This window comes from Microbacterium laevaniformans, from assembly GCF_016907555.1.
Classification (GTDB): domain Bacteria; phylum Actinomycetota; class Actinomycetes; order Actinomycetales; family Microbacteriaceae; genus Microbacterium; species Microbacterium laevaniformans.
Genome location: NZ_JAFBCE010000001.1, coordinates 1117794 through 1131556, shown reverse-complemented (window position 1 = coordinate 1131556; position 13763 = coordinate 1117794). Strand labels below are relative to the sequence as shown.

The following is a 13763-nucleotide window of genomic DNA, read 5'->3' as shown; positions in this document are numbered from 1 at the left end:
ACCGCCATTCGATCCTGGAGGTTCATCATGGCCGGACGTGACAAGGGCATCATCGACCCGCCCATCGACGCGCTGCTCGACAAGGTCGACTCCAAGTACCAGCTCGTGATCTACGCGTCCAAGCGGGCACGTCAGATCAACGACTACTACTCCGATCTGCACGAGGGCAACCTCTTCGACAACGTCGGTCCGCTCGTCGACTCGAGCGTCGAGGACAAGCCGCTCACGATCGCGCTGCACGAGATCCACGAGGACAAGCTGCGCCTGCGCGCGGCGGAGTGATCCCCGCCTGACATCATGACGCCGTATGGCGTCGACATGCCCGTGACCCCGACCGCGACGACGTCGTGTCGGAGATCACGGGCATGATTGTCGAGTACCCGAAGTCGTCTGGAGCCCCGATGAGCGCGCTGCGTCTGTTCACGTCCGAGTCCGTCACCGAGGGCCACCCGGACAAGATCTGCGACCAGATCTCCGACTCCGTGCTGGACGCCCTGCTCACCGTCGATCCCGGCAGTCGCGTGGCCGTGGAAACCCTCGTGACGACCGGGCTCGTCCATGTCGCGGGGGAGGTCCGCACCGACGGGTACGTCGACATCCCCGGCATCGTGCGCCGTGTCGTCAACCGCATCGGCTACACCTCGAGCGAGACCGGCTTCGACGGCGACTCGTGCGGCGTCACCGTCTCGATCGGCGAGCAGTCGAGCGACATCGCCGCGGGCGTCGACACCGCGATCGAGCACCGGGAAGGGGGCTCGGACGACCCGATCGACGCTCTCGGCGCCGGCGACCAGGGCATCATGTTCGGCTACGCGACGAATGAGACGCCGCAGCTCATGCCGATGGCCATCTGGACGGCGCACCGACTCGCCGAACGGCTCACCGACGCCCGCCGCTCCGGCGCTCTCGGATTCCTCCGCCCCGACGGCAAGACGCAGGTGACGCTCGGCTACGACGGTCACGTGCCCCGCACCGTCGACACCGTCGTGCTGTCGACGCAGCACAACCCCGACATCTCGCTGCCCGCTCTGCGCGCCGCGGTGCAGGCCGAGGTCATCGACCCCGTGCTCGCCACGACCGGCCTGGACGTCTCGAACGTGCGCTACGTCATCAATCCGGCCGGCCCCTTCGTCACCGGCGGCCCGAAGGGCGATGCCGGCCTCACCGGACGCAAGATCATCATCGACACCTACGGCGGCGCCTCCCGCCACGGCGGCGGCGCGTTCAGCGGCAAGGATCCCTCCAAGGTGGATCGCTCCGCCGCCTACGCGATGCGGTGGGTCGCGAAGAACGCCGTCGCCGCCGGTCTCGCCGATCGGCTCGAGGTGCAGGTCGCCTACGCGATCGGTCGCGCCGAACCGGTGGGCCTGTACGTCGAGACGTTCGGCACGGGCCACGTCTCCGACGAGAAGATCACGTCCGCGATCCGCGAGGCGTTCGACCTGCGTCCGCAGGCGATCATCGACGACCTCGACCTCCTCCGCCCGATCTACGCGCAGACCGCAGCGTACGGGCACTTCGGCCGTGAGCTTCCCGACTTCACGTGGGAGCGCACCGACCGCGTCGAGGAGCTGCGCGCCGCCGCCGGACTCTGAGCCGCGCCGTGATCGTCGTCGCGCGGGTTCTCATCGACTCGCCCCTGCCGCAGCTCGACCGCCTGTTCGACTACGAAGTGCCGGCGGAGCTCGTGGCCGATGCGGTTCCGGGCGTGCGCGTGCGCGTACCGCTGCGCACCGCGGGGCGCGTCGTCGACGGCTACCTGGTGGACGTGGTCGCCGCGGAGGCGCCCGAGCGCCCGCTGTCCGCGCTCGACGCGATCGTGTCGCCGGTTCCGGTCCTCACCCCGGAGCTCTACGCGCTCGCCCGGCGCGCCGCTGATCGCGCTGCGGGCTCCGCCAGCGACATCCTGAGGCTCGTCATCCCGAAGCGCATGGTGAGGGCGGAGAAGGCATGGCTGGCGGCGCAGTCGGCGGCATCCGACACGGAGCCCTCGCCGACGGCATCACCGGTCACCGCGGATGCCGCGGCGTGGGCCGACACCGTCCTGAGCCCGTACCCGGGGCTCGCCGACGCCGTCGCCGCCGCGGAGCGACTGGCCCTCGATGCGCCGCCCCGCCCGAGCACGGAGCTGCCGATCGGCGCCTGGGCCGAACTGCTCGCGGCGATCGCCGTGCGCCAGCTCGGAGCCGGCCGCAGCACCGTCGTCGTCGTGCCCGATCACCGTGACGAAGAACAGCTCCTCGCGGTGCTCGCCGCCCGCGTGGGCGAGGATGCGATCGTGCGCGACGACGCCCGCCGCTCGGGGCCGGAACGGTACGCCGCCTACCTGCGCCTGCGCACCCCGAGGCCCTGCATCGTCGTCGGCAACCGCTCGACGGTGTACGCGCCCGCGCACGACACCGCCTGCGTGATCGTCTGGGACGACGGCGACCCGCTGCTCGCCGAACCGCTCAGCCCGGGGGTACACGCTCGCGACGCCGCACTCATCCGCCAAGAGCTGGAAGGGTCGTCGCTTGTGTTCGCGGGCCATACGCGCACGACCGACGTCGAGCGACTCGTGCAGCTGGGGTGGGTGCGCGAGCTGCCGGCGGCACGCCGCGCGAGCCCCACGGTCGTGCTCTCGGCGACGCGCGAAGGCGAGTCGCACGGGGCACGCGTGCCCTCCAGCGCCTTTGCGGCCGCCCGGGACGGCCTGCGAGAAGGCCCCGTCCTCGTCCAGGTCGCACGGCCCGGCTACGCTCCCGTGCTCGTGTGCGCCGAATGCCGCACGCCGGCCCGCTGCCGTCATTGCACCGGTCCGCTCCGCGCCCGCCGACCGGGGGCGACTCCCGACTGCGGATGGTGCGGTCGATCCGATCCGGCGTGGACGTGCGTGCAGTGCGGCGCCGCGAGGCTGCGCATGGCGTCGTCGGGGAGCGAGCGCACCGCCGACGAGCTCGGCCGCGCCTTCCCGAACACCCGCGTCATCGTCGCCGACGGAGCCCACCCCGTCACCCGCGTCGAGGCGCGCCCCGCCCTCGTCATCGCGACACGCGGCGCCGAACCGCACGCGGTGGGGGGCTACCGGGCGGTGATCCTGCTGGACGGCGATCGCATGCTGCTGGCCGAGCAGCTGCGCATCGGCGAATCGGCGCTGCGCTGGTGGTCGAACGCCGCGGCCCTGGCCGCCCCGTCCGCGCCCGTACACCTCGTCGGCGTGGCTGGTCCGGTGGCGCGGGCTCTCGCGACGTGGACGCAGCCCGCGTACGCGCGCGCGGAGCTGGCCGATCGCGGACCGCTCGCGATGCCGCCGGTCGTCCGGGTCGCCGCGGTCGAGGGGACCCTCACCGCGGTCGAGGGCGCCCTCAACGACCTCCGAGACGCCGTCCCGACGCTCCCGGCGGCGCCCGGGTCGATCCTGGGCCCCGTGCCCGTCGGTGACGATCTGGTGCGTGCGCTCGTCCGCTTCGACTACGCGCACGGCAGGACCGTCGCCGAGACGCTCCGCGCCGCCGTGGTCGCCGAGGCGCTCCGTGGTCGGCGTGCCGCCCAGCGCGCGCGGAACCGGAGCGGCCCGGGCACCCGCACTACACTGCGGGTGCGGCTCGACGTCCCCGAACTGGACCTGTGACGTCCTCTCGCCACCATCGCCTTCGTCATCCGAGGAATCCCATGCGTATCGTCTTCGCCGGCACCCCGGCGCCCGCTGTTCCGTCTCTGCGTGCGGTCGCGGCATCCGCTCACGACCTCGTCGGCGTGGTGACCCGCTCCGACGCCCCTCTCGGCCGCAAGCGCGTGCTGACGCCGTCTCCGGTCGCCGAGGCCGCCGACAGCCTCGGCGTTCCGGTCATCAAGGCCGATCGTCTGGATGCCGAGGCCACCGCCGCCGTCGAGACGCTCGCACCGGATCTCGGCGTCATCGTCGCGTACGGCGGGCTGGTGCGCGAACCGCTCCTGTCGGTGCCGCGCCACGGCTGGATCAACCTCCACTTCTCGCTCCTGCCGCGGTGGCGCGGCGCCGCCCCGGTCCAGCACGCCCTCATCGCCGGCGACCGCACGACAGGCGCCAGCGTCTTCCAGCTGGTGGCCGCACTCGATGCCGGCGACGTCTTCGGCGAGGTGCGCTACGACATCCCCCGCGGCGCGACGGCCGGGGAGGTTCTGACGGACCTGGCCGATGCGGGCGCCGAACTGCTGGCCCGGGTGATCGACGAGATCGCCGCGGGGACGGCGCGCGCCGTCCCTCAGCGCGGTGCGGCGACGCTCGCTCCGAAGCTGTCGATCGCCGACGGCGCGCTCGATCTGACTCGCCCCGCCGATGTCGTCCTGGACCGCTTCCGCGGCACGACGCCCGAGCCCGGCGCCCACGTCGGCATCGCCGGCGCGCGGCTGAAGGTCCTGGCCGCGCATCGCGGGCCGGACACCGACCTCGCGCCGGGAGTGCTCAGCGTCTCGGGCAAAGACGTGCTGCTGGCGGCGGGGGAGGGCACGACGGTCGTGCTGAAGACCGTCCAGCCGGCGGGCAAGGGCGCGATGGCGGCGGGCGATTGGTGGCGCGGTCTGCGCCTCGACGGTCCCCGCGTGGAGCTGCCGGGCGCGCAGGTGGCCTCGTGAGCGCGTCGCCGCGCTGGGTCGCCTACGACGTCCTGCGCGCCGTCGACGAGACCGACGCGTACGCCAACCTCCTGCTGCCGCGCGCGATCGCGCGGGCGGGGCTCACCGGGCCGGACGCGGGGCTCGCGACCGAGTTGACCTACGGGACCCTCCGCCGTCTCGGGACCTACGATGCGATCATCGCGGATGCCGCACGCCGGCCGATCGCCGACGTCGATCCCGCCGTGCGCGATGCCCTCCGCCTGGGAGTGCACCAGCTCATCGCGATGCGCACGCCGGCGCACGCCGCGGTCAACGAGACGGTCCGGCAGGTGAGGAAGGCCGTCGGCGCCCCGGCCGCCGGGTTCGCCAACGCGGTCCTGCGCCGTGTCAGCGAGCGGACGCCGCAGGAGTGGGACGACCACCTGGCCGCCGCCGCGCGCTCCGACGATGAGCGCCTGGCGGTGCGCTTCGCGCATCCTGCGTGGGTGATCCGCGCCTTCCGCCGGGCGCTGGCCGCCGAGGGGCGCGCGGACGAACTGGAAGAGCTGCTGGCGGCGGACAACGCCGCACCCGTCGTCACCCTCGCCGCGCTGCCCGGACTGGCAGAGCGACCCGCCGAGGCGACGTTCACCCCGTACTCGCCGCTCGGGTTCCGCTCCGCCGGCGGTGATCCGGGGGCGCTGGTCACAGCATCCGGGGGACTCGTCCGGGTGCAGGACGAGGGCTCGCAGCTGGCCGCGCTGGCCCTGGCACGCGCACAGCCTGTCGCCGACGGCGAGCGCTGGCTCGACCTGTGCGCCGCCCCGGGCGGCAAGACGGCCGTCCTCGCCGCCGAGGCGCTCGCCCACGGCGCCACGCTCGAGGCGAACGAGCTGTCACCCGCGCGCGCCGGGCTCGTGCGGGACTCCGTGTCCGCCGTGCCTCTGGAGGTCCCGGTCTCGGAGGAGGACGGCCGGATACGCGCGGGGCGTGGACGCTACGACCGCATCCTGGTCGACGCCCCCTGTACCGGGCTCGGTGCGCTCCGCCGCCGCCCGGAGGCGCGATGGCGAAAGCAGCCCGCCGACGTGCCCGAGCTGGCGGCGCTGCAATCCGAGCTTCTGTCGGCGGCTCTCGCCGCACTGCGTGGTGGCGGCGTCGTCGCGTACGTGACCTGCTCCCCGCATCTCGCGGAGACAGCCGCGATCGTGGCCGACGCGCTGCGGACCGCCGACGGCGCCGTCGAAGAGCTGGACGCGCGTGCCGTCGTCGCCGCGATCGCCACGGATCCGATCGACCTCGCCGCCCCGGCGGACGGGTCGGGCCGTGCACAGCTGTGGCCGCACCGCCATGGCACGGACGCGATGTCGATCTCTCTGCTGCGCAAGCGGTGATCGCGGCGCCGACTAGGGTGGTGCCGTGACCGGCGACATCCGCATCAACCCCAGCATCCTGGCCGCCGACTTCGTCAACATGCAGGCGGAGTTGGCGCGCATCGCGACCGCCGACTTCGTGCATGTGGACGTCATGGACAATCACTTCGTGCCGAATCTGACGTTCGGTCCGCAGATGGTGGAGCGCATCCAGGCGACGAGCCCCGTGCCGCTGGACGTCCACCTCATGATCTCGGATGCCGACCGGTGGGCGCCCGGGTACGCCGAGCTTGGCGCGGCATCCGTCACCTTTCATCTCGAGGCGGCGACCGACCCGATCACTCTCGCGCGGCGACTCCGCGCGATCGGCTCCCGCGCCGGCGTCGCGGTGAAGCCCGCCACCCCGGTGGAAGGGTTGTACGACGTGCTCGACGAGTTCGACCAGATCCTCGTGATGACGGTCGAGCCCGGCTTCGGCGGACAGTCCTTCATGGCCGATCAGATGCCGAAACTCGCCCGCCTGCACGACGAAGCGCGCCGTCGGGGCTCCCAGGTGTGGCTGCAGGTCGACGGCGGCATCTCCGAGTCGACGATCGCCCAGGCTGCCGAGGCCGGGGCCGATACCTTCGTCGCAGGATCCGCGGTCTTCGGCGCCGACGACCCCGACCGGGCCATCGCCGCGCTGCGGAGCCTCGCCACCGAGCATCACCGCCACTGAGCACCGCCGCCCGCGGCTGGCGGCGCGCGGGCGCGCCGAGGACCGGTAGACTGAGAGGGTGAAGACGTTCGACGCCCTGTTCGCGGAGCTGACGACGACCGCCGAGACCCGTCCCGAAGGCTCCGGCACGGTCGCGCAGCTCGATCGCGGCGTGCACGCCATCGGCAAGAAGATCGTCGAAGAAGCCGCCGAGGTCTGGATGGCCGCGGAGTACCAGTCCGACGACGAGACCGCCGAAGAGATCTCGCAGCTGCTGTACCACCTGCAGGTGCTGATGCTCGCCAAGGGCCTCACGCTGCAGGACGTCTACCGACATCTCTGAGCGCGCTCCCGCCCCGCTCCTCCCGACACCGAAAGCTCTTCACCCATGCTGCGCATCGCCGTGCCGAACAAGGGGTCGCTCGCCGACACCGCCGCCGAGATGCTCGCGGAGGCCGGATACACCGGCCGTCGCGACCCCAAGGATCTCCACGTCATCGACCCGATCAACGAGGTCGAGTTCTTCTACCTGCGCCCCAAGGACATCGCGACCTACGTCGGCTCCGGCGCCCTGGACGTCGGCATCACCGGCCGCGACCTGCTCCTCGACGCCCGGATGCCGGGTGCCCGTGAGATAGAGCAGCTGGGCTTCGGCGGCTCGACGTTCCGCTTCGCCGGCCCTCCCGGGCGCTTCGCGCACGTCGCCGACCTCGAGGGCCTGCGGGTCGCGACGGCCTATCCGGGCCTCGTCGACGGGTTCCTCGACGAGCAGGGCGTGGCCGTGGATCTCGTGCCGCTGGACGGCGCGGTGGAGTCGGCGGTGCAGCTCGGCGTCGCGGATGCCGTCGCGGACGTGTTATCCACCGGCACGACGCTCCGCCAGGCGGGTCTGGAGATCTTCGGCCCGGTGGTGCTCGAGTCGGAAGCGGTGCTCATCGGCGCTCCGAGCGAGGCCGAGGGCACCGAGACCCTGCTGAGGCGACTGCGCGGCGTCATGGTAGCCAGGCGTTACGTCCTCATCGACTACGACCTCCCGGCGTCGCTGGTCGACGACGCGGTCGCCATCGCTCCCGGCATCGAGTCGCCCACGATCTCGCCGTTGCGCGATCCCGAGTGGGTCGCCGTGCGGGTCATGAGCCCCCGCAAGACGGTCAACCAGGTGATGGACGCGCTGTACGCGATCGGCGCGCGCGCGATCCTGGTGACCGCGATCCACAACGCGAGGCTCTGACGTGTCGCTCGCACGACGGGTCATCCCCTGTCTGGACGTGGCCGCCGGCCGCGTCGTCAAGGGCGTGAACTTCGAGAACCTCCGCGACATGGGTGATCCCGTCGAACTCGCCGCCCTCTATTTCGCTCAGGGCGCCGACGAGCTGACCTTCCTCGACGTGACCGCGACGGTCGATGATCGTTCGACGACCTACGACGTCGTGCGCCGCACGGCCGAGGAGGTCTTCATCCCCCTGACCGTCGGCGGCGGTGTGCGCAGCGCCGACGACGTGGCCCGTCTGCTCGCGGTCGGGGCCGACAAGGTCGGCGTCAACTCCGCGGCCATCGCGCGCCCCGACCTGCTGGGCGAGATCGCCGATCGCTTCGGCGCGCAGGTGCTGGTGCTGTCGCTCGACGTCAAACGCGCGCCGGGCACCCGCTCCGGTTTCGTCGTCACGACCCACGGCGGTCGGACCGCGACCAGCCTCGACGCGCTCGACTGGGCGCGAGAGGCGATCGACCGGGGAGCGGGGGAGCTGCTGGTCAACTCGATCGACGCCGACGGCACGAAGGACGGGTTCGACCTCGAGCTCGTCGGCCTGATGCGCGAGCTGTCCTCCGTGCCCGTCATCGCCTCCGGAGGCGCCGGAAGCGTCGAGCACTTCGCCCCGGCCGTGCACGCGGGCGCCGACGCGGTGCTCGCGGCATCCGTCTTCCACTCCGGGCAGCTGACGATCGGCGACGTCAAGGACGCGCTCAGCGCCGACGGCATCGAGGTGCGCCGGTGACCGTCGTCGACGACCCGCGAATCGGTCGCGTCACGTTCAACGCCGACGGTCTGGTGCCCGCGATCATCCAGCAGCACGACACCGGCGAGGTGCTGATGCTCGGCTGGATGGATGCCGAGGCTCTCCGTCGCACGCTCACGGAGGGGCGCGTGACATTCTGGTCGCGCTCCCGCCAGGAGTACTGGCGCAAGGGCGACACGTCGGGTCACGCGCAGTACGTGCGCGGCGCCCGGCTGGACTGCGACGGCGACACCCTGCTGATCGCCGTCAAGCAGATCGGTGCCGCCTGCCACACCGGCGATCACACCTGCTTCGACGCCGACGACCTCTCTCCCGTCGTCGCCCTCGCACCGCTCGATCACGGCGGCGACCCGTCGTGACGGCGCGCGCACGCAGTTACGCGGTCCTCTCGATCATCGCCGGCGGCGCCCTCGCGATCATCTCGTCGACCCAGACGTGGCTGGACGTCGCCTTGGATGCCGGTGCCACCGCATCCCTCACCGTCGCCGGCGCGAAGGGGTTCACCCTGCTCGCTCCGCTCAGCCTGGCGGCGCTCGCGCTGGGCCTCGCCCTCACGGTGGTCGGACGCGTGCTGCGTTACGCGTTCGGAGCGGTTGCGGTCATCATCGGCGGCACACTGCTGATCGGTGCAGGACGCATCGCGATCGAACACCCCGTGGATGCCGTCTCGGCCGCGGTGACGACGGCCACCGGCCTGTCGGGAACGGACGCGATCGACGGGCTGGTCGCCTCGATCACGTCGACGCCCTGGCCGTGGCTCACGGTGGTCGCGGGCGCACTGGTCGCCGTGGGCGGCGTCCTGACGCTCGCCACGTCGCACCGCTGGCGCGGCAGTGGACGCCGGTATCGTACGGACAACCCGAGCCCGTCGGCGGCGGGATCGGCCACGGGTGCCGCCGCGTCGCGCCCGCACGACGCGATCGACTCCTGGGACGACCTGTCGCACGGCGACGATCCCACCGCCCGCTAGACTGGCGGGTAACCCCCGAATGACACCGAGGAGCAGCATGAGCAACAGCATCGACGACCCCGGCCACGGACACTCGCCCGCCGCCTGGACGGCTGTGGTCATCATGCTGCTCGCCGTCACGCTCGGCACGGTCTTCTACTGGTTCGACATGCCGGCGCTCGTCTGGGCCTCCGCCGGGCTGCTCGTCGTGGGCGCGCTCGTCGGCTGGGGCATGGCGAAGGCCGGCTACGGCGCCAAGGGTCCGAAGTACGCCCCGAAGCAGCACTGACATGCTCGATGGCCTGACGGCCGGCGCGGTGGAGGATGCCCGGTCGCGGGAGGACGCACGTCCGCTCCGCGACGTCGAGCGCGACGCTCTCGCGCAGGCGCCCGCTCTCGATGCCCGCGCCGCTCTCGCACCCGCCGAGCGCGTGAAGATCATCGCGGAGGTCAAACGCGCCAGTCCGTCACGCGGCAACCTCGCGGCCATTCCCGACCCGGCCCTGCAGGCGTCGCTGTACGAGAAAGGCGGCGCCTCGGCGATCTCGGTGCTCACCGAGCAGCGGAAGTTCAAGGGTTCCCTTGCCGACCTCGAGGCCGTCAAGCAGCGAGTCGCGCTGCCGGTGCTGCGCAAAGACTTCATCGCGACGCCCTACCAGGTTCTGGAGGCGCGGGCTTCCGGGGCCGACCTGGTGCTGCTGATCGTCGCCGCGCTCGAACAGCCCCTGCTGCGGCAGCTGCACGAGCTGGTCCTGCAGCTGGGCATGACGCCTCTCGTCGAGACGCACTCACGCGAGGAGCTGGACCGCGCCGGCGACCTCGGCGCCACGCTCATCGGCGTCAACGCCCGCAACCTCTCCACGTTCGAGCTGGACCGCGACCTGTTCGGCTCGCTCGCGGAGCATTTCCCCGCGGACGCGATCAAGATCGCCGAGTCGGCGGTGCTTGCGCCCGCCGACGTCGCGCACTATCGGGCCGACGGCGCCGATGTCGTGCTCGTCGGCGAAGCGCTCGTCACCAACGACCCCGTGACCACCCTGCACGCTTTCCTGGAGGCCGGATCATGAGCCTGCGCGACCAGCACGGACCCTTCTTCGGCGACTTCGGGGGACGGTACATGCCCGAGTCGCTCATCGCCGCCATCGACGAGCTGACGGCGGAGTACGAAGCGGCCAAGGCCGACCCTGCCTTCGCCGCCGAATTCGAAAGCCTGCTGCACTCCTATGCGGGCCGGCCGTCGGCTCTCACCGAAGTGCCCCGCTTCGCCGAGCATGCCGGAGGCGCGCGCATCTTCTTGAAGCGCGAGGATCTGAACCACACCGGCTCGCACAAGATCAACAACGTCATCGGTCAGGCGCTGCTGACGAAGCGACTCGGTAAGAAGCGCGTGATCGCCGAGACCGGCGCCGGTCAGCACGGCGTCGCAACCGCGACCGCAGCGGCCCTGTTCGGTTTCGAATGCACCGTCTACATGGGCGAGGTGGACACCGAGCGCCAAGCGCTCAACGTCGCCCGCATGCGGCTGCTGGGCGCCGAGGTCATCCCCGTCACGACCGGATCGCGCACCCTGAAGGACGCCATCAACGAGGCCTACCGCGACTGGGTGGCATCCGTCGAGACGACCAACTACATCTTCGGCACGGCCGCGGGTCCACACCCGTTCCCGGCGATGGTGCGCGACTTCCAGAAGATCATCTCGGAGGAGGCCCGCGCACAGCTGCTCGCCGAAACGGGACGCCTGCCCGATGCGGTCGTCGCCTGCGTCGGCGGCGGCTCCAACGCGATCGGCATGTTCGACGCGTTCCTCGATGACGACGGCGTCAAGCTCTACGGCGTCGAGGCGGCCGGCGACGGCGTCGACACGCCCAAGCATGCGGCATCCATCGAGCGTGGCCGACCCGGCATCCTCCACGGCGCCAAGACGTTCGTCCTGCAGGACGAGGACGGCCAGACGGTCGAGTCCCACTCGATCTCCGCCGGCCTCGACTACCCGGGTGTCGGTCCCGAGCACGCGTGGCTCGCCGACATCGGCCGCGCCGAGTACATTCCGGCGACGGATGCCGAGGCGATGGACGCGCTGCGTCTGCTGTCGCAGACGGAGGGCATCATCCCGGCGATCGAGTCCGCGCACGCGCTGGCGGGCGCCCTGCGCTTGGGCCGCGAGCTCGGACCCGACGCCCTCATCGCCGTCAGCCTGTCGGGACGCGGCGACAAGGACATGGACACGGCTGCGCGCTGGTTCGGCCTCTACGACGAGGGGGCAGAGGCATGACCTCGCGCGTGGCGGCCGCGATCGACGCGGCGAAGGCGGACGGTCGCGGCGCCTTCGTCGGCTACCTGCCGCTCGGCTACCCCGACCTGCAGACGAGCATCGACGCCGCCGTGGCTCTGGCGGAGAACGGCGCCGACGTCCTCGAGCTCGGCCCGCCCTACTCGGACCCCGTCATGGACGGTCTCGTCATCCAGGAGGCCACACAGGCCGCGCTGGCGGCGGGATTCCGCCTCCGCGACACCTTCACCGCGGTGCGGGCCATCGCCGACCGGGTCGATGTCCCCATCCTCGTGATGACGTACTGGAACCCGGTCCTGCAGTACGGCGTGGACCGCTTCGCCGACGACCTCGTGGCCGCCGGCGGCGCGGGTCTGATCACGCCCGATATCACCCCCGACTCCGCACCGGACTGGATCGCCGCCTCCGAGCGCACCGGTCTCGACCGCGTCTTCCTGGCCGCCCCGACCTCGACCGACGAGCGACTGCGCATGATCGCCGAGGCGTCGACCGGCTTCGTCTACACGGTGTCGACGATGGGTATCACGGGCGAACGCGCGGAGCTGGATGCCGCGGCGCGCACGCTCGTGGCGCGACTGCGCACCTTCGGTGTCGACCACGCCTGCGTCGGCATCGGCATCTCGACGCCCGAGCAGGTCAGCGGCGTCCTGGAGTACGCGGACGGCGCGATCGTGGGAACGGCCCTCGTCCGGGCGCTGCGCGACGGGGGCGTGGAGGCCCTCGCCGCAGAGACCCGCGCCCTGACGGCCGGCGCCGGGCGCTGACGCCTCCGCGGCGACACGTGACGGCACCGGCGGCGAAGTAGACTGCCCCTCGTGCTTTCCTCCGCCTCCGTCGTCGCCAGCATCCCGAGCCCGCCGATCAGTTCCTTCCAGGTCGGCCCGCTGACGATTCACTTCTACGCCCTGTGCATCCTCGCGGGCATCGTCGTCGCGGCTTTCATGACCAACCACCGTCTCACCAAGCGTGGCGCGGAATCGTGGGTCGTCATCGACATCTGCCTGCTCGCCGTGCCCCTGGCGATCATCGGCGCGCGCGCCTTTCACGTCGTGACCCACTGGGGGTTCTACTTCGAGCAGGGACGCGAGTGGTGGAACCCGTTCGTGCGCGACGCGATCTGGAACGTGTGGGACGGCGGCATCGCGATCTTCGGCGCGCTCATCGGCGGCGCGATCGGCGCGTGGCTCGGCTGCAAGTGGACCGGCATCCGGTTCTGGACCTTCGCCGACGCGCTCGCTCCGGGCCTGCTGCTCGCGCAGGCGCTGGGCCGCTTCGGAAACTGGTTCAACCAGGAGCTGTACGGGCTTCCCACCGATCTGCCCTGGGGCCTGCAGATCGACTACCCGAACCCGGCCTGGCCGGTCGGCCTCCCCGCCGGAACGCTCTTCCACCCCACTTTCCTCTACGAGGTCATCTGGAACACGATGGGCGTGATCGTGCTGCTGTGGGCTGGTCACCGCTTCCGCCTGCAGTGGGGTCGCCTGTTCGCGTTCTACCTCGTCTGGTACAGCGCAGGTCGCATCGTGTGGGAGAGCATCCGCATCGACCCGAGCGAGGTGTTCTTCGGTCTGCGCACCAACGTCTGGGCGGCGATGTTCGGCGTGCTGGTGGGAATCGTCATCTTCGCCGTGCAGACCCGCCACCACCCGGGCTTCGAGCCGTCGCCGTACATGCGCGGTCGTGAGCGGGGCGGGGCTGTACAATCGCAGAACACCGATGAATTCGTGGACGTCAGCGCACCCCCGACAGCCGAATCCATCGCGGACGCAGCCACAAGCACTGTCACGTCGAAGTAGCACCGCCCCGATGCGCACGATGCTTCGACTTCTCCTCCGCTGAATACACCTCCGCTGAATGCCCAGGGCCGACGTCGTCCCCGATC

The 13763-nt window shown here is 71.5% G+C and carries 16 protein-coding genes; all 16 read left to right on the top strand.

Features of this window, described 5'->3' with window-relative positions; genetic code table 11:
• Positions 1-27 precede the first annotated feature (27 nt).
• The 16 genes from rpoZ to lgt all read left to right on the top strand — a co-directional run bounded on the left by rpoZ (position 28) and on the right by lgt (position 13677).
• A complete protein-coding gene (gene rpoZ / locus JOE53_RS05280; protein WP_005055218.1) occupies positions 28-282 on the top strand; it encodes a DNA-directed RNA polymerase subunit omega in 255 nt (84 codons plus the stop codon).
• 119 nt (positions 283-401) lie between these two features.
• Positions 402-1595 carry a methionine adenosyltransferase gene (gene metK, locus JOE53_RS05275; protein WP_204946987.1) on the top strand — a complete coding sequence of 398 codons (1194 nt, stop codon included), beginning with the start codon at positions 402-404 and terminating at the stop codon, positions 1593-1595.
• A gap of 8 nt (positions 1596-1603) precedes the next feature.
• The gene (locus JOE53_RS05270; RefSeq protein ID WP_204946986.1) at positions 1604-3610 is read left to right on the top strand and encodes a primosomal protein N' family DNA-binding protein; all 2007 of its coding nucleotides are present in this window, start codon (positions 1604-1606) and stop codon (positions 3608-3610) included.
• A 41-nt stretch (positions 3611-3651) separates the two neighbouring features.
• The gene (fmt, locus tag JOE53_RS05265; protein ID WP_061683453.1) at positions 3652-4593 is read left to right on the top strand and encodes a methionyl-tRNA formyltransferase; all 942 of its coding nucleotides are present in this window, start codon (positions 3652-3654) and stop codon (positions 4591-4593) included.
• Positions 4590-5948: an RsmB/NOP family class I SAM-dependent RNA methyltransferase gene (locus tag JOE53_RS05260; RefSeq protein WP_204946985.1), complete on the top strand. Its 1359-nt coding sequence runs from the start codon at positions 4590-4592 to the stop codon at positions 5946-5948. The genes fmt and JOE53_RS05260 overlap by 4 nt, the downstream gene beginning before the upstream one ends.
• A 25-nt stretch (positions 5949-5973) precedes the next feature.
• Entirely contained in the window at positions 5974-6645 is a 672-nt protein-coding gene (gene rpe / locus JOE53_RS05255) for a ribulose-phosphate 3-epimerase (protein WP_204946984.1), read from the top strand.
• Positions 6646-6703: 58 nt separating this feature from the next.
• A complete protein-coding gene (locus JOE53_RS05250; RefSeq protein WP_005055234.1) occupies positions 6704-6967 on the top strand; it encodes a phosphoribosyl-ATP diphosphatase in 264 nt (87 codons plus the stop codon).
• A 45-nt stretch (positions 6968-7012) separates the two neighbouring features.
• Entirely contained in the window at positions 7013-7855 is an 843-nt protein-coding gene (gene hisG, locus JOE53_RS05245; RefSeq protein ID WP_204946983.1) for an ATP phosphoribosyltransferase, read from the top strand.
• A gap of 1 nt (position 7856) precedes the next feature.
• Positions 7857-8621 carry an imidazole glycerol phosphate synthase subunit HisF gene (gene hisF, locus JOE53_RS05240; RefSeq protein ID WP_204946982.1) on the top strand — a complete coding sequence of 255 codons (765 nt, stop codon included), beginning with the start codon at positions 7857-7859 and terminating at the stop codon, positions 8619-8621.
• The gene (gene hisI / locus JOE53_RS05235; protein ID WP_204946981.1) at positions 8618-9001 is read left to right on the top strand and encodes a phosphoribosyl-AMP cyclohydrolase; all 384 of its coding nucleotides are present in this window, start codon (positions 8618-8620) and stop codon (positions 8999-9001) included. The genes hisF and hisI overlap by 4 nt, the downstream gene beginning before the upstream one ends.
• Positions 8998-9612, top strand: a complete 615-nt coding sequence (locus JOE53_RS05230) for a Trp biosynthesis-associated membrane protein (RefSeq protein ID WP_112931572.1) — start codon at positions 8998-9000, stop codon at positions 9610-9612. The genes hisI and JOE53_RS05230 overlap by 4 nt, the downstream gene beginning before the upstream one ends.
• A gap of 37 nt (positions 9613-9649) precedes the next feature.
• Positions 9650-9880, top strand: a complete 231-nt coding sequence (locus JOE53_RS05225) for a DUF6704 family protein (RefSeq protein WP_036289479.1) — start codon at positions 9650-9652, stop codon at positions 9878-9880.
• A gap of 1 nt (position 9881) precedes the next feature.
• A complete protein-coding gene (gene trpC / locus JOE53_RS05220; protein WP_061683446.1) occupies positions 9882-10658 on the top strand; it encodes an indole-3-glycerol phosphate synthase TrpC in 777 nt (258 codons plus the stop codon).
• A complete protein-coding gene (gene trpB / locus JOE53_RS05215; RefSeq protein ID WP_204946980.1) occupies positions 10655-11863 on the top strand; it encodes a tryptophan synthase subunit beta in 1209 nt (402 codons plus the stop codon). Before trpC ends, trpB begins: the two co-directional genes overlap by 4 nt.
• A complete protein-coding gene (trpA, locus tag JOE53_RS05210; RefSeq protein ID WP_204946979.1) occupies positions 11860-12645 on the top strand; it encodes a tryptophan synthase subunit alpha in 786 nt (261 codons plus the stop codon). Before trpB ends, trpA begins: the two co-directional genes overlap by 4 nt.
• A gap of 51 nt (positions 12646-12696) precedes the next feature.
• Positions 12697-13677 (top strand): prolipoprotein diacylglyceryl transferase, encoded by a 981-nt coding sequence (gene lgt, locus JOE53_RS05205; RefSeq protein ID WP_204946978.1) that lies wholly within the window; start codon positions 12697-12699, stop codon positions 13675-13677.
• Positions 13678-13763: the final 86 nt, after the last annotated feature.

Excerpts from the sequence above, each read along its gene's own strand:
- trpA (WP_204946979.1), top strand. The coding sequence starts at position 11,860 with ATGACCTCGCGCGTGGCGGCCGCGATCGACGCGGCGAAGGCGGACGGT.
- JOE53_RS05225 (WP_036289479.1), top strand. The coding sequence starts at position 9,650 with ATGAGCAACAGCATCGACGACCCCGGCCACGGACACTCGCCCGCCGCC.
- trpB (WP_204946980.1), top strand. The coding sequence starts at position 10,655 with ATGAGCCTGCGCGACCAGCACGGACCCTTCTTCGGCGACTTCGGGGGA.
- metK (WP_204946987.1), top strand. The coding sequence starts at position 402 with ATGAGCGCGCTGCGTCTGTTCACGTCCGAGTCCGTCACCGAGGGCCAC.
- fmt (WP_061683453.1), top strand. The coding sequence starts at position 3,652 with ATGCGTATCGTCTTCGCCGGCACCCCGGCGCCCGCTGTTCCGTCTCTG.
- trpC (WP_061683446.1), top strand. The coding sequence starts at position 9,882 with ATGCTCGATGGCCTGACGGCCGGCGCGGTGGAGGATGCCCGGTCGCGG.
- hisG (WP_204946983.1), top strand. The coding sequence starts at position 7,013 with ATGCTGCGCATCGCCGTGCCGAACAAGGGGTCGCTCGCCGACACCGCC.
- rpoZ (WP_005055218.1), top strand. The coding sequence starts at position 28 with ATGGCCGGACGTGACAAGGGCATCATCGACCCGCCCATCGACGCGCTG.